The sequence below is a fragment of the Alteriqipengyuania flavescens genome (assembly GCF_030406725.1).
Lineage (GTDB): Bacteria > Pseudomonadota > Alphaproteobacteria > Sphingomonadales > Sphingomonadaceae > Alteriqipengyuania_B > Alteriqipengyuania_B flavescens.
Genome location: NZ_CP129107.1, coordinates 671,955 through 694,328, shown reverse-complemented (window position 1 = coordinate 694,328; position 22,374 = coordinate 671,955). Strand labels below are relative to the sequence as shown.

Genomic DNA, 22,374 nt, shown 5'->3' with positions numbered 1-22,374 from the left:
CCACTTGACCGCATGGGGGCCTGCGCGCATCGCTGCGGCCATGCTTTCCGTGCTCGACATTTTCCGCATAGGGATTGGCCCTTCCAGCAGCCACACGGTGGGACCGATGCGCATCGCGCGCATGTTCGCCGCGGCCGCGCTGCGTTCGAAAAGATGTGCGGACATTGCCCGCGTCACGGTGGAATTGCAGGGCTCGCTGGCGCTGACCGGGGAAGGGCACGGCACGCTCAAGGCGACCATGCTGGGCCTGATGGGCCACCGCCCCGACCGGCTCGACCCGGACGAGGGGGAGGCGGCGCTGGAAGCCCTTGCGGCCGGCGGCGAACTGGTGCTGGGCGGCGAATGCGCGCTTCGTTTCGACCCGCGCCGCGACATTGACCTTGCCGGGCACATCATCCCCGATCTCCATCCCAACGGCATGAAGCTTGCCGCGCACGGCGCAGACGGCGCGGTGTTGCTGGAACGGACCTATTATTCCACCGGCGGCGGTTTCGTGGCGAGCGAGAAGCAGCTGCGCACCAAGCCGACCGACGACCGGGTGGAAAGCGAACCCACCCCGTACGAATTTACCTCCGCTGCCGATCTCCTCGCCCTGTGCGACAGCCACGACCGGCCGATCTGCGAAATCGTGCTCGCCAACGAGGATGCGCGGCGTGACCGGGCGCGCACGATGGCCGGGCTCGACCGGATTGCCGAGGCGATGGACCAGTGTATCGAGCGCGGGTTGACCCAGCGCGGCACGCTGCCGGGCGGGCTGAAAGTCGCGCGCCGTGCGCCCGACATGTGGGATAACCTGTCCGCCAACCCGCTTTCCAACGAACGCGAGCAATTGTTCGACTGGCTCAATTGCTTCGCCATGGCGGTGAACGAGGAGAACGCCGCCGGTGGCCGCGTGGTGACCGCGCCCACCAACGGTGCGGCGGGCATCATCCCGGCGGTGATGCGCTTCTATTGCAAGGATGGCGAAGACCGCGCCTGCCGCGACAGCCGCCGCAGGTTCCTCCTCACCGCGGGCGCGATCGGCCTCCTCTACAAGCAGCGCGCCAGCATTTCGGGCGCCGAAATGGGCTGCCAGGGCGAAGTGGGCGTCGCCTGCTCGATGGCGGCGGGCGGCCTCGCGGCCCTGTGGGGCGGCACGCCGGCGCAAGTCGCCAGCGCGGCGGAAATCGGCATGGAACACAACCTCGGCCTGACCTGCGATCCCGTGGGCGGGCTGGTGCAGGTGCCGTGCATCGAACGCAACGCGATCGGCGCCGTGAAGGCGGTCAACGCGGCGCGCCTCGCCCTCCATCGCACCGGCGCCGAAAGCTGCGTCAGCCTGGACCAGGTGATCGAGACGATGCGCCAGACGGGGATCGACATGTCCAGCAAGTACAAGGAAACCAGCCAGGGCGGGCTGGCGGTGAACGTCATCGAATGCTGACGGTCCTTGCCGTCGTCCTGGTGGTGTCCGGCGCGTTGATCGCCGGGGCCGTGTGGGGCGTTTACGGCAAGCTGTCAGGGCGGCTCGAAGGGTTCCTCGTCGCGCTTGCGGGTGGGGCCTTGCTGCTTTCTGTAACGAGCGAGCTTATCCAGCCGTCGGTCGAACGCGGCGGGCTGTTCCCGGCCATGCTGGGGGTGGCGGCAGGCGCCATCGTGTTCACCGTGTGCGATTACCTGATCGACGAGAAATGGGGCGAGAAATCGGGCGGCGGCCTGCTCGCCGCGATCACGCTGGACGGGATACCGGAGAACCTGGCGCTCGGCGTGGCGCTGATCGGGGCCGGCGGGCTGGAAGTCGCGGCGCTCGCCGGGTCGATCCTGCTGTCGAACCTGCCCGAAGCAGCGGGCGGCGCGCGCGAGATGGCCGACAGCGGACGGGCGAAGGGCAAGGTCGTGGGCCTGTGGGCCGGGACCGCGCTGCTCCTTTCCCTGGCCGCCATTGCGGGCTATCTCGCGCTCGACACGGTCGGGGAAGAGGCGCTGGCGATCATCCGCTGCTTCGCTGCCGGGGCCGTTGTCGCCAGCCTTGCCACCGAGGTCTTTCCCAAGGCCTATCGCGAAGACAGCCACCTTGCAGGCGTGGCCACCGCGCTCGGCGTCATCCTTGCCTTCGGCCTCGGCAGCCTTGGCGGCGGCTAGACACGCGGCGGGCGATGGGTAGTCTGGCGGGCATGCCGCAACCCGTCGATCTTTCCGCGCCTTTCGGCAGCTTCCCCGCCGCAATCGCCTCGATCGCTGCCGCAAAGGGAGAGAATATCGCCCTGCGCGACGATGGCGGGGATCTGTCGTGGCGCGACCTTGCCGACCGGGTCGAGCGGATCGCCGCCCGGTTGCAGGACAGCGGGCTCGAGCAGGGGCAGGCCGTCGCGATCCTCGGCACGTCGTCCATCGCCTATGCGCTGGCTTTCCTTGCTGCCGTGCGCGCGGGCGGGGTCGCCGCGCCGCTGACCACCAGCGCCTCGTCTGCGCAGCTTGCCGCCATGCTCGCCGACAGCGGCGCGCGGCACATCTTCATCGACCGGGGCAAGCTGGCAGAGCTGGGCGAGGCCTTCGGCGGCGAATGCGAGCGTATCGTGCTGGACGAAGGGCTGGACGACTGGATGGCCCCGCAAGGCACATCCGCGCAGCCCTTCGCGCCCGAGCCCGGCGATCCCTTCAACATCATCTATTCCAGCGGGACAACGGGCACGCCCAAGGGCATCGTCCACTCGCACGCCATGCGCTGGCGGCAATTCGCGCCGACCGCGGCATCCTATCTGGGCGCGGGGATCGCAGTGCGCTCGCTCGCGTCGACACCGCTTTATTCGAACACAACGATGGTCGGCTTCCTGCCCGTGCTGCTCGCGGGCGGCACGGTGCGGATCATGGGCAAATTCGACGCCGCGCGCTGGCTCGCCCATGCGGAGGCGGATCGCACGACTGTCGCGATGCTGGTGCCGGTCCAGTACGGCCGCCTGCTGGCAGAGCGGAGCTTCGACCGGGCCGACCTGTCCGCCTTGCGCATCAAGTATTGCACCAGCGCGCCGTTTTCCGCCGAACTGAAGGCGCAGGTCCTGCGCCGGATGCCGGGCGGGCTAATCGAGATCTATTCCATGACGGAAGGCGGGGTGGTCTGCCTGCTGCCGTGCCACGAATTCCCGGACAAGCTGCACACCGTCGGCAGGCCGGCGCCGGGAAGCGAACTGAAGGTGCTCGACGAAGCGGAGAATCCCGTCCCGCCCGGCACGCCCGGCAACCTTGTCGGCCGATCGCACACGATGATGTCGGGCTATCGCGGCAGGCCGGAAGCCACGGCCGAGGCATACTGGACGGATCCCGCGACCGGCGAGACGTGGCAGCGCATGGGCGACATCGGCCGCGTCGATGTTGACGGTTTCGTGGAGCTGGTGGGCCGCGCGAAGGACATGATCATCTCCGGCGGCTTTAATATCTATCCCAGCGACCTCGAGGCCGAGCTGGAGCGCGAAGACGCGGTGATCGAAGCCGCGGTGGTCGGCATCGAGAGCGATCGCTGGGGCGAAACGCCGGTCGGCTTCGCGGTGCTGGAACAGGGCGGGGACGCGCAGGCGGTGCTGGATGCCGTCAATGCGCGGCTGGGCAAGACCCAGCGGCTTTCCGCGCTCCACGCCATCGACGCGATGCCGCGCAGCCATATCGGCAAGCTGCTGAAGACCGAACTGCGCGAGGAAGCGAAGCGGCTGCAGGATTGATCTGGCTGGAAGGTATGGCGGCGGCACCGGGACAGGTGCCGCCGCATCTCCTTGGGTAGCGCCCCGCCGGCTGGGGGAGAGGGGTGCCGGGGACACGGGCCCTAGGGGGAGAGAGTGGCCGGTGTCGCTGCGGCGAGCCGCGGTGCGCTGGAGTTGCCCCCATCTAGTTCGCTGCAGCGCACCATACAAACGCGATAACTGCATTATCCGTTGCAAGAAACGCAACATTCTGGGCGGCCTTGCGGTGTCGGAGTTGGTTTAAAACCCGCTAAGCTACTTTGCGTCTGCGTCCGCCTGTTAACCGTGACAAACCCCGCAAATCCCGCGGTTTTCCGCAATCTGGCACGCGCTGTGCTTAACCCTTGCCGTAACCGCCGCTGAGGGCAGATCTACGGCACAGGACGGAAGACAGGGAAAGTACCATGAAAACACTCGAACTGACCGCACTGGCCGGTGCCGCCGCAATGGCGATGACCGCAATCCCCGCAGCTGCCGACATCATCACCTACGATGTCAGCGACGCCACCTCTGGCAGCTGTTCGCACGGCCTGTGGACCAACAACACCCGCAGCGGCTGCGCGTAGTATTTCTCGTTCCAGGACGGCACCACCTTCACGCTGGACACGGACGCCGGCACCGGCACCTTCACCGGCACGGCGATCAACAGCCTGGGTGAAACCGCGATTCTCGACCTGTCGCTGTCGGGCTATCTCGATGCGCTGAACAGCGGCTTCGACTACAAGGCCGGCGGCGGTGCCTATGACGCTGCGACGCAGGACTTCTTCACCAGCGCAGCCGGCACGATCACCATCGGGAACAAGACCTACACCCTGAACCCGCACGATCCGCTGGCCGGCAGCACGACCTTCCAGTTCGGCGACGGCGCCAACGACAAGACGGGCGATTTCGGCGGTTCGGCCTGGCTCAACGTCCTTCACCCGTGGGGCTATCAGCTGCCGCACTGGGACATCAATTTCGACCTGACGAAGCGCCCGACCGAAGTTCCCGCTCCCGGCGGTGTCGCCCTCTTCGGTCTCGGCCTGATGGGCCTGTGGGCCGGCAGCAAGCGCCGCCGCAAGGTCGCTGCCGCCTAAGCGTACGATCCCGATCGGTTTCGGACTTGGTACCCGGAACACACCACAGGCTGGGCGGGGAGCGATCCCCGCCCGGTTTGCCTTTACGATTTGCCGTGTCGCCACGCCCGGCGGCGCCCGCGATGCTTAGGCAGGCATTGAGCTTTTTGCGCTACGCACCGGCGCCATGAAGACGTTCGCATTCACCCGCATGATCGCTCCCGGCCTGCTGCTGGCCACCGCCGCCTGCAGCCTCGGCGGAGGCGATCCGCTCGCCAACGCCGAAGAGGCGTTCGCTCAGCGCGACTACCACGCCGCGCGGCTGGAGCTTGCCAAGGCGCTGAAGGAAACGCCGGGCCATCCGCTCGCTGTGTTGCTGCAGGCCAAGCTCAACTTTGCGGACGGCAAGCTCGACCCGGTCCGCGCCACGCTGCGCCAGAACGAGCGCCTGGTGGCAGAGCTGCCCGAAGGCCGGCTGCTGATGGGCGAGGTCGCCCATCTCGACGGGCTGCACGAGCAGGCCATCGCCCATTTGCGCGAAGTGCTGAAAGCCTATCCCGGCCATGGGCAGGCCAGCACCGTGTTGGCCCAGTCCTTCGACGCGACGGGTGAAAAGGCAGAGGCGTTTGCGACCATCCGCCCGATCGCCGATCGCGCCACCGCCAGTCCGCAGGCGCTCGCGCTGGCATCGCGGCTGGCCGATTCGACGGGTGCCGACAATCCCTACAGGGCGCGCCGCACGCTCCAGCGCGACGGTGAATATGTCGCCCTGCTGCGCACCGCCGACCGCGCCCTCTCCAATGACGAGAACGAGAAGGCCGCAGCGCAGTGCGACACGCTGCGCGCCCGCGACGGTGACGGCGACCCGCTGGTGCTCAACAACGCCGCGGTCGCGCTCGACCGGCTGGGGCGCAAGGGGGAGGCCTTCTCGCTCGCCCAGCGGGCCCACGCCCTCACGCCCGACGATCCGCAGGTGCAGGACACGCTCGGCTGGGCGATGCTGCGCGCCGGCGGCAACAAGGCGCGCGCGCTTTCGCTGATCCGGTCCGCCAGCAATGCGGTGCCGGGCAACCTGAAGATCCGCTGGCACCTCGCCAATGCGCTGGCGGAGAACGGCCAGCGGGCCAAGGCGAAGCGGCTGATCGCCAACATCCGCGAATTTGCCGCGCCGCAACAGCGCGCCGAATTCGACCGCCTGCTCGCCCGGCTCTAGCCTCGGGATAACCTGGCGGGTGCACAGGGCCGCGTGCTGGACAAGCGCGCGCGGCCCCGCGTAAGTGCGCCCATGCAGCACGACCATCTCCCCGATTCCGTCCTGATCGTCGACTTCGGCAGCCAGGTGACCCAGCTCATCGCCCGCCGGGTGCGCGAAGCCGGGGTCTATTCCGAAATCGCGCCGTTCAGCATGGCCGAAGAGGCGTTTGCGCGGATGCAGCCCAAGGGCATCATCCTGTCGGGCTCGCCGGCCAGCGTACCCGACGATGGCAGCCCCCGCGCGCCGGAGATGCTGTTCGAAGCGGGCGTCCCGATCCTCGGCATCTGTTACGGCCAGCAGGTGATGAGCCACCAGTTGGGCGGCGAAGTGCGGCCGGGCCACGAGACGGGTGAAGGCGGCGAATTCGGCCGCGCCTTCCTGACCGTAACGAAGTCCTGCGCCCTGTTCGACGGCCTGTGGGCGGAAGGCGAGCGCCATCAGGTGTGGATGAGCCACGGCGACAAGGTCACTGAGTTCGCACCCGGTTTCGAAATCGTCGCCACCAGCGACGGCGCGCCCTTCGCGGTGATCGCGGACGAGGCACGGCAATTCTACGGCACGCAGTTCCACCCGGAGGTGGTCCACACGCCCGACGGGGGCAAGCTGCTCGCCAATTTCGTGCACAAGGTCTGCGGGCTGGCGGGCGACTGGACGATGGCCGCCTATCGCGACACCAAGGTCCGCGAAATCCGCGATCAGGTGGGAGACGGCAAGGTTATCTGTGGCCTTTCCGGCGGGGTCGATAGTTCGGTCGCGGCGATTCTCATCCATGAGGCGATCGGCGACCAGCTGACCTGCGTATTCGTCGACCATGGCCTGCTGCGCCTCAACGAGCGCGAGCAGGTCGAGACCCTGTTCCGCGATCACTACAACATCCCGCTGGTGGTGGTGGACGCGGAGGAACGCTTCATGGCGGGCCTCGAAGGCGTCACCGACCCGGAAGCGAAGCGCAAGTTCATCGGGGCCGAATTCATCGCCGTGTTCGAGGAAGAAGCGAAGAAGCTCGGCGGCGCGGACTTCCTCGCGCAAGGGACGCTCTACCCCGACGTGATCGAGAGCGTCAGTTTCACCGGCGGGCCGAGCGTGACGATCAAGAGCCACCACAATGTCGGCGGCCTGCCCGAACGCATGAACATGAAGCTGGTCGAACCCTTGCGCGAACTGTTCAAGGACGAGGTGCGCGAACTGGGGCGCGAGCTGGGCCTCAACGACCAGTTCGTCGGCCGCCACCCGTTCCCCGGCCCCGGCCTCGCCATCCGCATCCCCGGCGAAGTGACGAAGGAACGCTGCGACATCCTGCGCAAGGCGGACGCTATCTACCTCGAAGAAATCCGCAATGCGGGCCTCTACGACGCGATCTGGCAGGCCTTTGCCGTTCTGCTGCCGGTGAAGACCGTGGGCGTGATGGGCGACGCGCGCACCTATGACAGCGTGTGCGGCCTTCGCGCCGTGACCAGCACGGACGGCATGACGGCGGACGTCTATCCCTTCGACGCCGCCTTCCTGACCGGCTGCGCGACCCGCATCGTCAACGAAGTGCAGGGCGTGAACCGCGTGGTCTACGACTATACCAGCAAGCCGCCGGGCACGATCGAGTGGGAATAGGCGATGGCTGATTTCGATGATTTTCAAGACGACTTCGTTGTGCCTCGAGACCCGTCTAAAATTGATATGTGGGAATTGGCTCAGGCTTTGAGCGGCCTCATATTGTTTGATGACACATACCTACGAATGCAGGGCACGAACGTAGCCTTGATTGATCGGTGGCTCATGGATTTGGAAAGCCAAGTAGGTGCGCGATTGGCCGCAGAGGACAGGACACCCATCGATGATGCTATGTTTCTGAATGCCTTCTCACAAATGTGGATGTTCGCTGCTTACGAGCTTTTGAGAACGTGGAGGCAAAGGGCCAAAGATTGCCTAAAGTGGATCGATAGCGGTGGGGTGGATCAAAAAATCGCAAGCTTAAAAGAGGACCGAGGATACATAAACTTCGGCAAAGCCATGCGGGCGTCCCAACTGGAAGCTTTGAAGAAGATCGAGAATGCTTCCGAAAAAATTCGTGACGATTTGCGGAGGGTGCACATCCCTTTCACGGAATTGGAAGTGCTTAGAGTTTCGCTGGCAAAGCATGAAGTGCGGGGCAAACCAAATATGCCGTTTTCTGCGCCGGGTTATGCGCGCATTGATCGCATGACGGGATCGCTAAGCTACGAGTTGGGTGGCGGACGAGTCATACTTGGATATCGCACCAGACGGGAGATTTCTGATGGACTTCGCGCGATACCAAACGGTCCGCCGCCTACGGAAGAAGAAATCAAAGACTTCGACGAGTTCATGAAGGAGCTTGGTAGTGAGGCGGAACTCCCATTGGCTGATATGGATGAGGATCAACCTTTCTGACCCAACTCCCCCTCGGCCCCGACCCGCGCACTGACGTGCTGCGCCGCCTGCAGGCATTGCTTGTCCAGCGGTTCGGGCGGATCGAGCGGGCGGCGGCGGAGTGGCGGCGGCCGGAATGGGTGCTGGTGCAAGGCGTAATCGGGGCGCGGACCAAGTCGCCCGTGTCCAATGCGGCGACCGACCGGCTGCTGAAGCGCTGGGGGAGCTGGGAGGCGGTGGCGCAGGCTCCGCTCGATGAGCTCCAGGCGGAGCTCGCCACGCAAACCTATCCCAACATCGCTGCCGAGCGGCTCAAGGCGAGCCTCACCGCGCTGGTCGAGCGGCGCGGGGCAGTCGACCTGTCGCATCTCGCCGACATGGAGACGCTGCCCGCCATGCGCTGGCTCGAACAGCTCCCCGGCATAGGCCGCAAGATCGCCGCGGGCGTGATGAACGCTTCCACGCTGGATCGTCGCGCCATCGTGCTGGACGGGCATCACACCCGCATTCTCCAGCGGATGGGACTGGTCCCGCCAAAGGCCGATACGAAGCGCGCCTTCGATGCGATCATGCCCGCCATGCCGGAAGAGTGGTCCGGCGCGGACTATGACGAGCATCACCTGCTGATGAAGAAGCTGGGCCAGACATGGTGCCGCCCTGCCGCGCCGCAATGCGGGGACTGCGTGGCGCTGTCGCTCTGCAAGACCGGGCAGGCCCGCGCCGGGGATTGATGCGGAACGCCCCGCGCTCGTCGCACGTTGCACGACAAAACCTGTCCAACAGAGATTCCATGCATCACCTGACCCCCGAAAATCCCGGCCTTGCCCCCTTGTTCGAAAGTGCCAAGATTGGCGCGATCGAAGTGCCCAATCGCGTCTTCATGGCGCCGCTCACCCGTTCACGCTCCGATGCGAAGGTGAATACGCAGACGGGCCTGCATGCCCTGTATTATTCGCAGCGCGCCGGTGCCGGCCTGATCGTGTCCGAAGCGACGCAGATCAGCCAGCAGGGGCAGGGTTATGCCTGGACGCCCGGCATCTTTACCGATGAGCAGGTAGAAAGCTGGAAGCCCGTGACGGACGCGGTGCACAATGCGGGCGGGCGCATCTTTTGCCAGCTGTGGCACGTGGGCGCGGTCAGCCACCCGGTCTTCCAGCCTGGCGGGAAGGCGCCGCTGTCCTCCAGCGCGTGGACCCCGGAAGGCGAAGCGTTCGTGGGCGACCGGCATCCGGACGGACCGCAGGTTCCCTTCGAGGAAGCGCGCGCTATCACGAAGGACGAGATCGCGAAGACGCTGGACGATTACCACCACGCGTCCCGCTGCGCCGCGCGCGCTGGGTTCGACGGGGTGGAGCTCCACGCCGCCAATGGATATCTGATCGACCAGTTCTTGCGCTCCGGCGTGAACAAGCGGGAAGACGAATATGGCGGCAGCCTCGACAACCGCCTGCGCTTTCTTGGCGAGGCAATCGAAGTGGTCACGGCGGAATTGCCGGCCGGCCGCGTCGGCGTGCGCCTGACGCCCATTGGCGGCGCGGGCGGCAGCGCGGACGAGAAGCCGGAGGAAACCTACCCCGCCGCGGCCAAGCTGCTGGCCGGGCGCGGGCTCGCTTACCTCCATACCGTGCGGGCAACCGATCACGGCGGTGCGGACGGGCAGAAGGGCAAAGGCGACCAGGTGCTGCACGACATGCGCGAGGCTTTCGACGGCGCCTTCGTCGCCAACGGCAATTTCTCGCCCGAACAGGCGGCCGAGTGGATCCGCGATGGTCATGCTGATGCCGTGGCCTTCGGCCGAATGTTCCTCGCCAATCCGGACCTGCCCGCGCGCATCGCGCACGGCGGCCCGTATAACGAGGACGATCCGGACACCTATTACGGCGGTGGCATGAAGGGATACACCGACTATCCGAGCCTGGAAAAGGTGGACGACCCGCTGCCGTGCTAAGCGAGCCGCAGGTCGAGGAGGTCTATCGCCGGCCGGCCGGGGCAATGCCCGGGCGCACCAAAAGTGCCAGGGGTCCAGGGGGCCAGCCGCACGCCTTCCGCTACTGCTTATCCTGCATGCTGTCCGCCTAGTCGCTGGACCGGAATACGGCGGCGGCAATCAAAGCGCTCTTCAAGCTCGCGACCACGCCGGAAGCGATCCTGGAGGTGGGCGACAGGGATATCGCGAGGGCGATGAAGCCGTGCGGGCTCTATAACAACAAGACCCGCTCCATCCGCCGGTTCTGCGAGGCCTTTCTGGCCGAACACCGCGGGGTGGTGCCCGATGTGTGCGAAGGGCGGATGGGCCTGCCCGGCATCGGCCGCAAATGCGCCGACATCGTCCTCAGCTTCACGTTCGGCAAGGATACGATTGCGGTCGAAACCCACATCCACCGCGTGCGCAAACGGATCGGCCTGACGGATGCGAAGACGGCGGTAGGCACCGCCCCTTAGATCGAGCAGCGCGCGCCGGAGTGGGCGATGCGCGATGGGCATTTCTGGCTGATCCGGTTCGGCAAGCGCGTGTGCACCGCCCGCGCGCCCAAATGCGAAACCTGCCCGGTCGGCGATCTGTGCTTGTGGTATCGGGAAAGAGGCGTAGGCAACGCCCCATGAGCGAAAGCAAGTCCGCCCGGCTGACCACGGGCTCGATCCGCCGGCATCTCGTCTCGCAGACCGCGCCGATGATCGTGGGCGTTGCGGCGATCATGTCGATCGGCATCATCGACGCCTATTTCATCGGCCAGCTCGGCTCGGCGGAGCTGGCAGCGGTCAGCTTCATCTTCCCGGTCACGCAGGCCCTGTCGAGCCTGGGCGTGGGCGTGATGGTGGGCGTCGCGTCGGTCGTCAGCCGGTCGCTGGGTCGGGGCGACGAGGACCATGCGCGCGGGCTCGCCAACCTGGGCTTCCTGCTGGCCGCGGGCATCGGCGTGGCGCTGGCGGCGATCCTGCTGCTGGTACGCCAGCCGCTGTTCCAGCTGATGCAGGCCGATGCGGAGCTGCTGCCGCTGGTCGATGCCTACATGTTTCCCTACGCGCTCGGTTTCGCCGCCCTGCCGGCGATGATGGGCGTCAACGGCGCGCTGCGGGCGCAGGGCGCGGCCAAGCGGTCGATGGCGATCCTGATCACCATGGCGGTGGTCAACTGGATCTTGGATCCGATCCTGATCACCGGGGCATTCGGCTTCGAAGGCTTCGGCATCGCCGGCGCCGCCTATGCCACCATCGCCAGCTGGATCGTGTCCGTCGTGGTGGGCTTTGCGATGCTGCAGACGAGCGAAATCACTTTTGCACCCGGCGACATCCGGCATTGCAGCGTCAAGCGCGACACCGGCGCGCTGACCCGCGTGGCGGGGCCGGCCGCGTTCTCTAACTCGATCAACCCCGTCGGCCTGTCGATCCTGACCGCTTTCGTTGCCAGCGCCGGGCAGGATGCCGTCGCCGCTTTCGGGGCGGGGGGCCGGGTGCAGAGCTTCGCCATCGTGCCGCTGCTCGGCCTGTCGAGTTCCATCGGCGCGATCGTCGGTCAGAATTACGGCGCCGACAAGGTCGACCGCGCGCGCGCCGCGATCCGCTGGGCGGGCGGTTTCAGCCTCGTCTACGGCCTCGCCGTGGCCGCGCTGATCGTATTGCTGCGCGAGCCCATCGCGAGCCTGTTCAGTGACAATGCGGCGGTGCGCGAGGAACTGGCGCGCTTCATCCTCATCTCCGCGTGGGGCTATGGCGGGTTCGGCGTATTCATCATCGTCAACGGAGCGATGAATGCGATCGACCGCGCGGGGCTGGCGCTGGGCCAGTCCATCGCCCGCGTCGCGTTGGTGATGATCCCGGTCGCCTGGTTCCTCCGCCCGCAATGGGGTGCCGACGCGATTTACGCGAGCGAGCTTGCGGCAAACATCGTCACCGGGCTTGCCGCCGCGCTGCTGGCATGGTGGGTGATGCGCGAACCGGCGGGCAAGGTGCTGCCAAGCAGCGCGTGATTACCGGCTGAAGCCCGCGTCGATGGCCGCCTGCTCTTTCGGCGTCGCCCTGCGGCCCAGCACGTCGTTGCGATGCGGGAAGCGCGCGAAGCGCGCGATCATGCACCAGTGGCTCCGCGCAAACGGCAGGGTGCCGGGATGCCATTTCGCAAAATAGGCAAGGCTCAGCCGTTGGTCGCGAATATCCTCGCTATGCATCAGCGGCATGGCGAGGAACTGGCGCTCGTCCCGGTCCATCGCGCAGTGCCATCCGCGCGTAATGGCGCCGCGGGTGATGGAAACGGCCGGAGGATCGGCGGCAAAGCTGCGCGCGCTGCCGCGCTGCGTGTTGCGCGGGACCTGGTCGAACAGAAGGACGGCGGCCAGCGCCATGCGCGGCGAGGTCAGGAATTCCTGCGCGGGCCGGCCTAGCAATGCTTCCAGCCAGCGGCCGAAGCGCCGCGCCAGCATCGCATCCACCGCGTCGTTCTTGCGGAACCAGTCCGCGCCCGACATCTGGTGGAACCACAGATGCAGAAGGTCCTGTGCCCATGGGGGGAGCGACCCGGCGGGATCGGCCGACAAAGCCATCATGCGCCGGATCGCGCCATTCGATCAATCCCTGTCGACCTGGCCGCGAACGGCGCCGTTCGGGTAATCCGCAGTGTGGACCATGACATAAAAGCCGGTCGGGTCCGCTTCGATGAAGCCCTGGACCCAGTCCGGCGTATCGAGGCAATCCTGGTACCCGTTCTGCTCGTTGCGGTCGAAATTGGCAATCATCGGGCCGTTGGTGCCGGCCGCCCCGCGGTGCAGCATCACGGCGGTCACGGTGCCGAGGTTGCGTTCATCGTTGAGGTCGTAGCAGACCTGGCCGAGCTCGTCCGAAACGGTGACTTCGAAGGTGGCGAAACCATCCGGATCGCCCGCGCCCACGATCTGTCCGCCGGTCAGTTCGGCATCGTAGGTCTGCGCGACGAGTTCGGCCGCGCTTTCTTCCAGCGTGGCGCATGCGCAAAGGCTTGCAGCGGACAAGGCCAGCAGGGAAATAGTCTTCATTTTCATAGCGTTTCCTCCATACCCGATAATCGGGCTTAACGCGCGGGAGGGCAAATTGGCTCCCGCCGGAGCAAACATTTGTCAGCCGTGGCTGCCGTCATCCGCGGGGCCGCCCCTCAGGACGAAACGCCGGTCGCAATAGCCGCAGTCGAAGAAGCCTTCGGCGCCGATTTCGAAATAGGTCTTCGGATGGCCCAGCGCGGCTGCGCGATACAGCTCGCCGCTGCGGATATCGGTCGCCCCGTCGCACCACACGCGGCGCGTTTCGACCAGGCTGGTTTCAGGGGCGGGGATCGACGCGGCGTCTGTCATGGGCCGCGCCGATAGCAAGCGCGGCTGGCCCTGCAAAGCCTTTACAGCACGGCTGCCCGCGGGGCATGGGCAGGCGCATGAGCCACGACACCCCCGCCATCGCCATCCGCGACATCGTCAAGCGTTACAAGGGCGACAAGGGACAGGAGGACAAGCTGGCCCTGAAAGGCGTCAGCTTCGATGTGCCGCAGGGTGGTATCTTCGGCCTGCTCGGCCCGAACGGCGCGGGCAAGTCCACGCTGATCAACATCCTCGCCGGGCTGGTCAACAAGACCTCCGGCAGCGCCAGCATCTGGGGCTTCGACATCGATGACGAGCGGCGCAACGCGAAGGCCAGCATCGGCATCGTGCCGCAGGAAATCGTTTTCGACCCCTTCTTCACCCCGTTCGAGGCGCTGGAACTGCAGGCCGGCCTGTTCGGCGTGCCGGAAAAGCTGCGCCGGTCGGAAGAACTGCTTCGCGCCGTCCACCTCGCCGACAAGCGCGATGCCTATACCCGCCAGCTGTCGGGCGGGATGAAGCGCCGGCTGCTGATCGCCAAGGCGATGGTGCATTCACCGCCGATCCTGGTGCTGGACGAGCCCACCGCCGGCGTCGACGTGGACCTGCGCCGCCAGCTGTGGGAACTGGTGACCGAGCTCAACCGCGACGGCGTCACCGTGGTCCTGACCACGCACTACCTCGAGGAAGCCGAGGAATTGTGCGACCGGATCGCCATCATCAACCACGGCGAATTGATCGCGAACAAGCCGACGCGCGAGATGATCGGCATGGCGCGCGAAAAGATCGTCCGGGTCAGCGTGGACAAGGACCTGGCCGGACCGGTTATGGAAGAAGGCTTCACCAAGGCCGACGTGATCGATCCGCGCACGCTGGAAGTCACGTACAACCGCGACGAGATGACCGCCGGCCAGGTGCTCGCCAAGGTGCAGGGCCACGGTTACGCGATCGAGGACGTGACGACTCGCGAAGCCGACCTAGAGGACGTTTTCGTGGAGCTTACGAAGGAGAGCTAGTCCACCGCGCGGCGATCGAGGCCCGCGTCGTGGATTGCCAGCACCCGCCATCCGGCGCCGTCGTTTTCCAGCGGCTTTCGGCAATGGCGGCAACGGCCGACCTGGTTGGAATAAAGCTGGCGCACGCCGCGTGGGTCGGCGGCATGCTTGCCGACCGCGCAGGCGATCCTCCCCATGAACATGTAAAACGACCCTTCCCGCCCCCGGGATCCCCGTCGCGTCTACCGTTATTGGCGGTTTCGCGCGGGAAAAGCGCGCTGCGACGGGCCGTGGCTTGGCGTCGCCGCGCCGTTAGCGGGCGCGCTTATTCCATATAGGCACCGACCAGAACTTCGGTGCCGACTTCGGTCGCGGCGAACAGCTTGGCGGCGAATTCGCGCGGCAGGCGGATGCAGCCGTGCGAGGCCGGATAGCCGGGAAGCTCGCCAGCGTGCAGCGCGATGCCGTAATTGTCGAGCCGCTGCATGAACGGCATCGGCGCGTCGTTGTACCGGTTGGAGCGGTGCATCCGGCGCTTTTCCATGATCGGAAAAATGCCCGACGGGGTGGGGTTCTTCGCGGTGCCGCTGGAAATGGTCGAGACCGCGACCAGGTCGCTGCCGGAATAGACGAACAGCAGCTGTTCGTTGAGGTTCACGACGACGCGCGACGCCTTGGCGCCATCGTCGCTCCAGCGGAACTGGCCGGGCTTGAGCGCGAGTTCACCGTATTTGTCCTCGACGTCCTCCAGACCGGCAAGCGCCAGTACAGCAGCCTGCTGGCGCGCGTCGAAATCCTCCGATCCGAGGTGGATCGCCTCGGCGGTGAAAGCGGGTGCGGCGGGGACGAGCGAGAGCGTCAGCGCAGCCGCGAGTGCGCAGGAAAGACGGGACATGGAAACCTCTAGATTTGTTTGATCGGGAAACGGCCGGGCGGGCCTTCGGGTTCCGGGAATTGCTGCATCTGCGAAGTGGCGAAGCGGCTTGTCGTGCGCGCCCGTCACGGCCTAAGACGCGGCCATGACCACCCCCCAGACCATCGCCCAATACGACGTCCTCGTCATCGGATCCGGCGCGGCCGGGCTGACCGCCGCGCTGGAGCTTGCCGAACAGCGCAAGGTGCTCGTCCTCGCGAAGGGATCGCTGACTGGCGGCAGTACCGCCTGGGCACAAGGCGGGATCGCCGCCGTGCTCGACGAAGGCGACACGTTCGAAAACCACATCCGCGACACGATGGTGGCCGGCGCCGGGCTGAACGATCGCGACACGGTGGAATTCGTCATCGAGAACGCGCCCAAGGCGATCGACCGCCTGTGCGAGCTCGGCGTGCCGTTCAACCGCGAGAAATTGCCTGACGAAAGCGGCGACGGCGACCTCCACCTGACGCGGGAAGGCGGCCATAGCCACCGCCGCATCGTCCACGTCAACGATGCGACCGGCTGGGCCGTGCAGGATGCCCTGCTGAAGGCGGCGGAGGCCAATCCCAACATCACCCTGCTGCCGAACCGCAGCTGCATCGACCTGATCACCGGGCGCAACGCGGTCAAATATTCGGGCAGCGGACGGGTGTGGGGCGCCTATGCGCTCAACACCGAAACCGGCGAGGTGGAGGCATATGTGGCGCGCGCCACGGTGATGGCGGCGGGCGGTGCGGGGCGCTGTTACCTATTCAGCACCGCTCCGCGTGGCGCAACGGGCGACGGGATCGCGATGGCCTGGCGGGCCGGCGCGCGCGTCTCCAACATGGAGATGATGCAGTTCCACCCGACCTGCCTCTACAACCTGGAGGTCAAGAACTTCCTGATCACCGAGGCGGTGCGGGGCGAGGGCGGGCGCTTGTTCAATCCCGTCACCGGCGAGCGCTACATGGAGAAATACGATCCGGAACGCATGGAGCTGGCCCCGCGCGACATCGTGGCCCGCGCTAACGACGACCAGATCAAGCGCTACGGGCTCGATTACGTCCATCTCGATATCAGCCACCAGCCGCCCGAATTCGTGAAGGAGCATTTCCCCACGATCCACGAGAAGCTGATGGGCCTCGGCATCGACATGACGAAGGAGCCGATCCCGGTCGTGCCGGCGCAGCATTACACCTGCGGCGGCATCCTCATCGGCCTCGACGCGCGGACCGACCTGCCGGGATTGTGGGCCGCGGGCGAATGCACCGAAAGCGGCCTCCACGGCGCGAACCGGCTGGCGAGCAACAGCCTGCTCGAATGTTTCGTCTTTGGCGAGGCGGCGGCGGACGACATCCTCGCGCGCTGGGACACGCTCGACGATCCCCCCGAAATCCGCGCCTGGGACGCGAGCCGCGTGGCCGATTCCGACGAGGAGGTGGTAATCAAGCAGAACTGGACCGAGATCCGCCGCTTCATGTGGAACTATGTCGGTATCGTACGCACCACCAAGCGGCTGGAGCGCGCGGCGCACCGCATCCGGTTGCTGGGGCAGGAGATCGAGGAATACTACGGCTCGTTCCGCGTGACGACCGACCTGATCGAACTGCGCAACCTGCACCAGGCCGCCTATCTCATCGTGCAAAGCGCTCTCAAGCGCCACGAAAGCCGCGGCCTGCATTATACGCTCGACTATCCCGAAACCGACGAGGTCGCGCGCGACACCGTGCTGGTGCCGTAAGTCGGGCGCAAAAAAGCGGCCGCGGCATGATGGACCACCCGCCGTCGCGCCACTGGCCGCAGCCGCTGTTGGCGCAGGGTGCGGAAAAGCGCAGCGCATGGCCGGGGTCGACGCCCAGCGCCTCGATATCGAGCCGGTCGGGCTCGCGCGCCTGCTTGTCGAGATAGGCGACGCGCGGCTGGCCTTCTTCCTCCAGCACGACCCCGAAGAGCTTGGCTTCGGGGAGCTGGTGCGGCGCGCTGGGGCAATCGAGCGCAAGCTTGTCGGTCATGGCGGTCCTCTCCCGATCCGGTTGAATTGAGAGGCGAAACTACGCCGCGGGCGGGCCGGCGAAAATCCGACAGGGGGTCTAGTGCAGTCGGCCTAGCGCCTGCCCAGGGCTCACCGGGCCAGCCGCTTGCCGGGCGGGCGCGCTCTGCTATTCACCGTGGCCGAGGAGAGCGAGAATGCCCGAAGCCACCGCCAACGGAATCACCATCCATTACGAAGATCACGGCGATCCGGGCGACCCGCCGATCCTGCTGATCATGGGCTTCGGCGCGCAGCTGACCCTGTGGCCGATCGAGCTGGTAGAGGCGCTGGTGGCCAAGGGCTTCCGCGTCATCCGCTACGACAACCGCGATGTCGGGCTCAGCCAGAAATTTGACGGGGTGAAGGCGCCCGGCATGCTCAAGATGGTGATCATGTCGAAGATCGGCATGACGCCGCGCGTGCCCTATACGCTGGCGGACATGGCCGACGACGGGATCGGCCTGCTGACCGCACTGGGGATAGAGCGCGCGCATATCGTCGGTGCGAGCATGGGCGGGATGATCGCGCAGCACGTTGCGGCACGCCATGCGGATCGTGCACTAAGCCTCACCTCGATCTTCTCGACCACCGGCAACCCGAAACTGCCGGCCGCCAAGCCGGAAGCGATAAAGGCGCTGGTGAAGCGGCCCAAATCGACCGAGGAGGACGTGCTGGTCGCGCACGGCGTGCACCTGTCGCGCACCATCGGCAGCCCTGCCTACCCCGCCGACGAGGAGCGGCTGCGCGACCGGGTGCGCGAGAATGTGCGCCGCAGCTTCTATCCCGAAGGGCCGACGCGGCACTTGTCCGCCATCGTCGCCGACGGCGATCGCCGCGCGATGCTGAAGGACGTGCGCCTGCCAACGCTGGTCCTGCACGGCGAGGACGATCCGCTGGTGCCGGTGGAAGGCGGGCGCGACACGGCGGCGAGCATCCCGGGCGCCCGGCTGAAGACCATCCCGGGCTGGGGCCACGACCTGCCGCTGGAACTGGTCGACGAAGTGGCCGATGCCATTGCCGACCATGCCCACGGGGCGATGCAGGACGCCTGAGCGGCAGTCGAAGCCCCCTGTCGAGGCAGGAAGGCTACTCGTCCGCCGGGCTCTGTTCGGCGCGCGAGGTGTGTTAGGTGGGCATTACACGCTCAGGGAGAAAGCGATGAAATTCCGCCATTTGCTCGCCGCCGCGCTCGCCGGCGCCAGCCTGGCCCCGCTATCCGTGGCCGCGCAGGACGCGCCGCCCGCCGTCGACGTCACGACCGAGCGGACCGCATTCGACCGGCTGGTTACGGACAGCTACGCCGCAGACGAACCGGGCGTCGCAGTGATCGTCACGCGCGGGGGGGACGTGATTTACACCGGTGCAAGAGGCGTCGCGAACGGGGAAACCGGCGCGCTGCTGACCGACGGGTCGGTCTTCCGCTACGCGTCCATCACCAAGCAGTTCGCTGCGGCCACGCTGCTGCAGATGGTGGACGACGGGCTGCTGTCGCTGGACGATCCGGTCTCGAAATTCCTGCCCGATTATCCGGGCGACGGCGCGGCGGTTACCGTGCGCCAGCTGCTCAACCACACGTCGGGCATCAAGTCCTACACCAACCTGCCCGGCTGGATGGCCGAGACCGACACGGCCCAGCCGCTGACCAACGAGGAGCTGGTGGCGATCTTCTCCGCCGAGCCGATGGAGTTCGCGCCGGGCAGCGCGTGGAACTACAACAACAGCGCCTATTACCTTGTCGGCGTAATCATCGAACAGGTCTCCGGCCGCCCGTGGTACGAGGAAATGGAGCGCCGCATCGCCGCCCCGCTCGGGCTCTCCACGCTGGGCTTCCGGACCGACGAAGCCGCCACCACCGCCTTCGCCACGGGCTACACCTTCGATGGCGAGGATCGCTTTTCTGCCTCCAAGCCGATCCACCCGTCGATCCCCGGCGCGGCCGGCGCGCTGAGCGGGACGGTGCTCGATCTCGCCAAGTGGGCGAGCGCGCTCCACGGCGGCAAGGTCCTGGGCGCCGGGACTTACGCTGCGATGACCGCCCCGACCGTGCTGACCGACGGGGAAGAAATACCCTACGGCTATGGCCTCGGCCTCAGCGACTTGCGCGGCCGCCCGGCCATCGGCCACAATGGCGGCATCTTCGGCTTTTCGACCGACAGCATCTATCTGCCGGACGAGGACGTGTTCGTCGCCGTGCTCGCCAATTCCGATTCGCCCGCGGTCGGCGCCGGCACCACGATGCGCCGGCTCGCCGCCATCGCGATCGGCGATCCTTACGAAAGCTTCGCCACCGTCGATGCCGACATCGCCGCGCTCGCCCCGTATTTCGGCAACTACGCCATCGCGAACGGGGGCGGCACGCGGCTGTTCTTCGAACGCGACGGGCAGCTCTACACGCAGCGCGAGGGGGCGAGCGAGACGCAGGTCTACGCCGCGGGCGGAAACCGTTTCCACTATGGCCCTGACAGCCTCACGTGGTTCGAAATGGTCATGCCCGACGACGGCGTGCCGGTGATGCGGATGCACCAGAACGGAGAGACGGCGGCGGAAATCGCCACGCGGACCGGCGACGTTCCGGAACGGGAGGTCGCCGAAGTGCCCGCCGCGGTGCTGGCATCCTACGTCGGCAATTACGAATCGTCCATCGGCGTACTCGTGGTCGCGATGGGCGAGGACGGCCGGCTGACCGGCAAGCTCGGCCCGCAGAACGCCCTTCCGCTGACGCCTTCAAGCGAGACCGAATTCGCCGTGCGGGGCGTCGATGCGACGGTCACCTTCGAGCTCGAGGCGGGCGCCGTCACCGGCCTCGTCATCCGCCAGGGCGGGCAGGAACTGCCCTTCGTCCGGCAGGCCGGCGAATAGGCCGCGCGAGAAAGCGGAACAGAGGAACATCGAAGCTAAGGCGCCGTTCATTTAAATATGAATATTCCTGAACGGACAATGCCGAACCGATTTTCTCCCTTGCGCCGCCAGGTCCTTGCCGGGCTCGGCGCAGCCGGTGCCTCCTCCGCGCTGCTACCGCGCTCTGTTTCTGCTGCGCCGGCCGCCGTGCCGGCCCGCGAGAGCGGTGCGCGGTTCCAGGCTTCTATCGATCGGGGAGAGCCCATCAGGCTCGACGGTCGCGATCGCCTGGCGGCGCCGCTGCGCGTCCCGCCCGGGGCGACCGTGCGGATCATGGCGGGTCCCGGGGCGCGGCTGGAGGGGGTGTCGCAAACCGGCACGACGCTTTTTACCGGCCCGGCCTATTCCGTTCGTATCGAAGGCGAACCGGTTTTCGCGAACTGTCGCACAGTGTTCCACATGGGCGCAGGCGCATCGGCGGGCACGTTCGACTGGGATCTGGCCGGGGCGCGGTTCGTCGATTTCGGCTATGCCGCCATCCTGCTGGATCGCCAGGGCGGACCTGCACGCATCGGCCAGCTCGACCTGTCGCGAACCTATTTCTCCGCCCGGGCAAGCGGGGGCAATCGCTTCCCTTTCGACTTGTTGCAGTCGCGTGACGGGCCACCGATCGGCCTGCTGGTGGCCGATGGAGCGGTCTTCGAAAACGGCGGTGCGGAGAGCCTGCGCTTGAACAGCGGCCGGAACGGCGGAGTGCGCCTGACCCGGAGCCGCTGGTCGGAATATGTCAATCCGGGGCGCGGCAGGGACCCCGATGCCCATTTCGTGTTCGTGCGCTCCGGGACCAATGTGATTTCGGATTGCCGCTTCACCGGCCTGCGGCCACGCGATCGTTCGGTTTCGATGAACGACAGCGAGGGTCTGCGAGGCGGAGGCGATAGCCTGCTGGTCGAACGCTGCGTTTTCGAAGATGCCGGAGGGGCGGAAGCGGCCCTCGCGCTCAAGGGATGCGGCCGCGCCACGATTGCCGATACGACTGTGCGCTTCACCCCGCGTCACGTGGCCGCCGTTGCCACGAGTGCCGGTGCGCGAAAGGATTGTTCGGGCATTCTGGCGCCGGTCGACGCCCTGACCCTGCGCAACGTCCGCTTGTCCGGAGGAAGCGGCGCAGCGCTCGATTTCCAGGGAAACGCGCAGAACGTCACGGTTCGCGGGGACATCACGCTGGAGGACTGGAGCACCAATCGCGCGCGCGGTGGACGCACCTATTACTCGTCAGGTTCCGCCATTCGACTGGCCGGGCGTGGCCACGATGTGGATCTCTCGGTCGCTTGCATCGGACCCGGCCTGCCGCGCTTCGTCTTGAGCCACGAGGGCGGCGGCAGCCACCGGATCGCCCTGTCGGGGCAGTTGGCCGCCAGCAGATCGCCCGGTTCCTCGATCCTGTTCCTGAATTATGGCGCGGCTATCGACACGCTGCAGATCGATGCCGAAATGAGCGGCACCGACGGGAAACTGTTCGCCGCATCGAAGCAGCCCACCGTTGGAGAATTCGTCCTTCGCGGGCGAATCGATCGCGGAGACGCGCGGGGCGACGCGCTGGCGCTCGGCCTGACGGACCAGGTTACGCGGGCGGCGGATATCGACGTCGTGCTGGGCGGCGCCGGGCGTGCCACCGTGCCGCTGCCTGCCGGCGTCCGGATACGGGATGCAGGCGGCATGCAGCAGGCGCGGGGCAATCTGGTTGCCGGGGCCGACGCCCGCCGCATGACGACACGGTTCGCCGTCATCCGGTAAGGTGTTGAAGGCTTCGCTGCGCAATTTTCGTACCCGCGCGTGGACGATTGATTCACGCGCGGATTCGAATGATTCAATCACCATGTTTTTCTTC

24 protein-coding genes are annotated in these 22,374 nt (G+C 66.6%); 19 read left to right on the top strand and 5 right to left on the bottom strand.

Features of this window, described 5'->3' with window-relative positions; genetic code table 11:
- The first annotated feature begins 40 nt into the window (after positions 1–40).
- The 13 genes from QQW98_RS03695 to QQW98_RS03640 all read left to right on the top strand — a co-directional run bounded on the left by QQW98_RS03695 (position 41) and on the right by QQW98_RS03640 (position 12,370).
- The gene (locus QQW98_RS03695) at positions 41–1,423 is read left to right on the top strand and encodes an L-serine ammonia-lyase (protein ID WP_290136204.1); all 1,383 of its coding nucleotides are present in this window, start codon (positions 41–43) and stop codon (positions 1,421–1,423) included.
- Positions 1,417–2,121, top strand: coding sequence for a ZIP family metal transporter (locus tag QQW98_RS03690; protein ID WP_290136203.1), 705 nt, complete (start codon positions 1,417–1,419; stop codon positions 2,119–2,121). The genes QQW98_RS03695 and QQW98_RS03690 overlap by 7 nt, the downstream gene beginning before the upstream one ends.
- Positions 2,122–2,135: 14 nt before the next feature.
- Entirely contained in the window at positions 2,136–3,692 is a 1,557-nt protein-coding gene (locus tag QQW98_RS03685; RefSeq protein ID WP_290136202.1) for a class I adenylate-forming enzyme family protein, read from the top strand.
- 422 nt (positions 3,693–4,114) lie between these two features.
- Positions 4,115–4,276, top strand: a complete 162-nt coding sequence (locus QQW98_RS03680; protein ID WP_290136201.1) for a hypothetical protein — start codon at positions 4,115–4,117, stop codon at positions 4,274–4,276.
- A 33-nt stretch (positions 4,277–4,309) separates the two neighbouring features.
- On the top strand, positions 4,310–4,786 hold the full coding sequence (locus tag QQW98_RS13945) for a PEP-CTERM sorting domain-containing protein (RefSeq protein WP_404800884.1): 477 nt from the start codon (positions 4,310–4,312) through the stop codon (positions 4,784–4,786).
- 166 nt (positions 4,787–4,952) lie between these two features.
- Positions 4,953–5,978, top strand: a complete 1,026-nt coding sequence (locus QQW98_RS03675) for a tetratricopeptide repeat protein (protein WP_290136200.1) — start codon at positions 4,953–4,955, stop codon at positions 5,976–5,978.
- A gap of 72 nt (positions 5,979–6,050) precedes the next feature.
- Positions 6,051–7,625: a glutamine-hydrolyzing GMP synthase gene (guaA, locus tag QQW98_RS03670; protein ID WP_290136199.1), complete on the top strand. Its 1,575-nt coding sequence runs from the start codon at positions 6,051–6,053 to the stop codon at positions 7,623–7,625.
- Between the two features lie 3 nt (positions 7,626–7,628).
- Entirely contained in the window at positions 7,629–8,423 is a 795-nt protein-coding gene (locus QQW98_RS03665) for a hypothetical protein (protein WP_290136198.1), read from the top strand.
- A 35-nt stretch (positions 8,424–8,458) separates the two neighbouring features.
- Positions 8,459–9,133, top strand: a complete 675-nt coding sequence (locus QQW98_RS03660) for an endonuclease III domain-containing protein (RefSeq protein ID WP_290136197.1) — start codon at positions 8,459–8,461, stop codon at positions 9,131–9,133.
- Positions 9,134–9,192: 59 nt separating this feature from the next.
- Positions 9,193–10,350, top strand: a complete 1,158-nt coding sequence (locus QQW98_RS03655; RefSeq protein ID WP_290136196.1) for an alkene reductase — start codon at positions 9,193–9,195, stop codon at positions 10,348–10,350.
- 134 nt (positions 10,351–10,484) lie between these two features.
- The gene (locus tag QQW98_RS03650) at positions 10,485–10,844 is read left to right on the top strand and encodes an endonuclease III domain-containing protein (protein ID WP_290136846.1); all 360 of its coding nucleotides are present in this window, start codon (positions 10,485–10,487) and stop codon (positions 10,842–10,844) included.
- 27 nt (positions 10,845–10,871) lie between these two features.
- On the top strand, positions 10,872–11,006 hold the full coding sequence (locus QQW98_RS03645) for a hypothetical protein (RefSeq protein WP_290136195.1): 135 nt from the start codon (positions 10,872–10,874) through the stop codon (positions 11,004–11,006).
- A complete protein-coding gene (locus QQW98_RS03640; RefSeq protein ID WP_290136194.1) occupies positions 11,003–12,370 on the top strand; it encodes an MATE family efflux transporter in 1,368 nt (455 codons plus the stop codon). Before QQW98_RS03645 ends, QQW98_RS03640 begins: the two co-directional genes overlap by 4 nt.
- Here the strand turns inward: QQW98_RS03640 and QQW98_RS03635 are convergent, their stop codons facing one another.
- The 3 genes from QQW98_RS03635 to QQW98_RS03625 form a co-directional block, all read right to left on the bottom strand.
- Positions 12,371–12,943, bottom strand: coding sequence for a DUF924 family protein (locus QQW98_RS03635; RefSeq protein ID WP_290136193.1), 573 nt, complete (start codon positions 12,941–12,943; stop codon positions 12,371–12,373).
- Positions 12,944–12,964: 21 nt separating this feature from the next.
- Complete coding sequence (locus QQW98_RS03630) at positions 12,965–13,414, bottom strand: CHRD domain-containing protein (protein WP_290136192.1); 450 nt, start codon at positions 13,412–13,414, stop codon at positions 12,965–12,967.
- A 75-nt stretch (positions 13,415–13,489) separates the two neighbouring features.
- Positions 13,490–13,720 (bottom strand): zinc-finger domain-containing protein, encoded by a 231-nt coding sequence (locus QQW98_RS03625; RefSeq protein ID WP_290136191.1) that lies wholly within the window; start codon positions 13,718–13,720, stop codon positions 13,490–13,492.
- A 77-nt stretch (positions 13,721–13,797) separates the two neighbouring features.
- Between QQW98_RS03625 and QQW98_RS03620 the strand changes: the two genes are divergently transcribed.
- Positions 13,798–14,736 (top strand): ABC transporter ATP-binding protein, encoded by a 939-nt coding sequence (locus tag QQW98_RS03620; RefSeq protein ID WP_290136190.1) that lies wholly within the window; start codon positions 13,798–13,800, stop codon positions 14,734–14,736.
- On the opposite strand, the gene QQW98_RS03615 is transcribed toward QQW98_RS03620, so the two are convergent.
- Both QQW98_RS03615 and QQW98_RS03610 read right to left on the bottom strand, forming a co-directional pair.
- A complete protein-coding gene (locus QQW98_RS03615; RefSeq protein WP_290136189.1) occupies positions 14,733–14,918 on the bottom strand; it encodes a hypothetical protein in 186 nt (61 codons plus the stop codon). The two genes, QQW98_RS03620 and QQW98_RS03615, sit on opposite strands and share 4 nt — an antisense overlap.
- Positions 14,919–15,040: 122 nt before the next feature.
- Positions 15,041–15,610: a L,D-transpeptidase family protein gene (locus tag QQW98_RS03610; protein ID WP_290136187.1), complete on the bottom strand. Its 570-nt coding sequence runs from the start codon at positions 15,608–15,610 to the stop codon at positions 15,041–15,043.
- A 124-nt stretch (positions 15,611–15,734) separates the two neighbouring features.
- On the opposite strand from QQW98_RS03610, the gene nadB reads away from it, so the two are divergent.
- From nadB to QQW98_RS03585, 5 genes are all read left to right on the top strand, one after another.
- Positions 15,735–17,354: an L-aspartate oxidase gene (gene nadB / locus QQW98_RS03605; protein WP_290136186.1), complete on the top strand. Its 1,620-nt coding sequence runs from the start codon at positions 15,735–15,737 to the stop codon at positions 17,352–17,354.
- 97 nt (positions 17,355–17,451) lie between these two features.
- Positions 17,452–17,655, top strand: a complete 204-nt coding sequence (locus tag QQW98_RS03600) for a hypothetical protein (protein ID WP_290136185.1) — start codon at positions 17,452–17,454, stop codon at positions 17,653–17,655.
- Between the two features lie 145 nt (positions 17,656–17,800).
- A complete protein-coding gene (locus tag QQW98_RS03595) occupies positions 17,801–18,697 on the top strand; it encodes an alpha/beta fold hydrolase (protein WP_290136184.1) in 897 nt (298 codons plus the stop codon).
- 106 nt (positions 18,698–18,803) lie between these two features.
- Positions 18,804–20,504, top strand: coding sequence for a serine hydrolase (locus tag QQW98_RS03590; RefSeq protein WP_290136183.1), 1,701 nt, complete (start codon positions 18,804–18,806; stop codon positions 20,502–20,504).
- Between the two features lie 99 nt (positions 20,505–20,603).
- Positions 20,604–22,280 (top strand): hypothetical protein, encoded by a 1,677-nt coding sequence (locus QQW98_RS03585; RefSeq protein ID WP_290136182.1) that lies wholly within the window; start codon positions 20,604–20,606, stop codon positions 22,278–22,280.
- Positions 22,281–22,374 lie beyond the last annotated feature (94 nt).

Coding starts and splice junctions, on each gene's coding strand:
- QQW98_RS03625 (WP_290136191.1), bottom strand. CDS start 13,720: ATGACAGACGCCGCGTCGATCCCCGCCCCTGAAACCAGCCTGGTCGAA.
- guaA (WP_290136199.1), top strand. CDS start 6,051: ATGCAGCACGACCATCTCCCCGATTCCGTCCTGATCGTCGACTTCGGC.
- QQW98_RS03590 (WP_290136183.1), top strand. CDS start 18,804: ATGAAATTCCGCCATTTGCTCGCCGCCGCGCTCGCCGGCGCCAGCCTG.
- QQW98_RS03635 (WP_290136193.1), bottom strand. CDS start 12,943: ATGATGGCTTTGTCGGCCGATCCCGCCGGGTCGCTCCCCCCATGGGCA.
- nadB (WP_290136186.1), top strand. CDS start 15,735: ATGACCACCCCCCAGACCATCGCCCAATACGACGTCCTCGTCATCGGA.
- QQW98_RS03620 (WP_290136190.1), top strand. CDS start 13,798: ATGAGCCACGACACCCCCGCCATCGCCATCCGCGACATCGTCAAGCGT.
- QQW98_RS03655 (WP_290136196.1), top strand. CDS start 9,193: ATGCATCACCTGACCCCCGAAAATCCCGGCCTTGCCCCCTTGTTCGAA.
- QQW98_RS03695 (WP_290136204.1), top strand. CDS start 41: ATGCTTTCCGTGCTCGACATTTTCCGCATAGGGATTGGCCCTTCCAGC.
- QQW98_RS03680 (WP_290136201.1), top strand. CDS start 4,115: ATGAAAACACTCGAACTGACCGCACTGGCCGGTGCCGCCGCAATGGCG.
- QQW98_RS03645 (WP_290136195.1), top strand. CDS start 10,872: ATGCGCGATGGGCATTTCTGGCTGATCCGGTTCGGCAAGCGCGTGTGC.
- QQW98_RS03640 (WP_290136194.1), top strand. CDS start 11,003: ATGAGCGAAAGCAAGTCCGCCCGGCTGACCACGGGCTCGATCCGCCGG.
- QQW98_RS03675 (WP_290136200.1), top strand. CDS start 4,953: ATGAAGACGTTCGCATTCACCCGCATGATCGCTCCCGGCCTGCTGCTG.
- QQW98_RS03595 (WP_290136184.1), top strand. CDS start 17,801: ATGCCCGAAGCCACCGCCAACGGAATCACCATCCATTACGAAGATCAC.
- QQW98_RS03665 (WP_290136198.1), top strand. CDS start 7,629: ATGGCTGATTTCGATGATTTTCAAGACGACTTCGTTGTGCCTCGAGAC.
- QQW98_RS03600 (WP_290136185.1), top strand. CDS start 17,452: ATGGCCGGGGTCGACGCCCAGCGCCTCGATATCGAGCCGGTCGGGCTC.
- QQW98_RS03630 (WP_290136192.1), bottom strand. CDS start 13,414: ATGAAAATGAAGACTATTTCCCTGCTGGCCTTGTCCGCTGCAAGCCTT.
- QQW98_RS03615 (WP_290136189.1), bottom strand. CDS start 14,918: ATGTTCATGGGGAGGATCGCCTGCGCGGTCGGCAAGCATGCCGCCGAC.
- QQW98_RS03685 (WP_290136202.1), top strand. CDS start 2,136: ATGGGTAGTCTGGCGGGCATGCCGCAACCCGTCGATCTTTCCGCGCCT.
- QQW98_RS03610 (WP_290136187.1), bottom strand. CDS start 15,610: ATGTCCCGTCTTTCCTGCGCACTCGCGGCTGCGCTGACGCTCTCGCTC.
- QQW98_RS03690 (WP_290136203.1), top strand. CDS start 1,417: ATGCTGACGGTCCTTGCCGTCGTCCTGGTGGTGTCCGGCGCGTTGATC.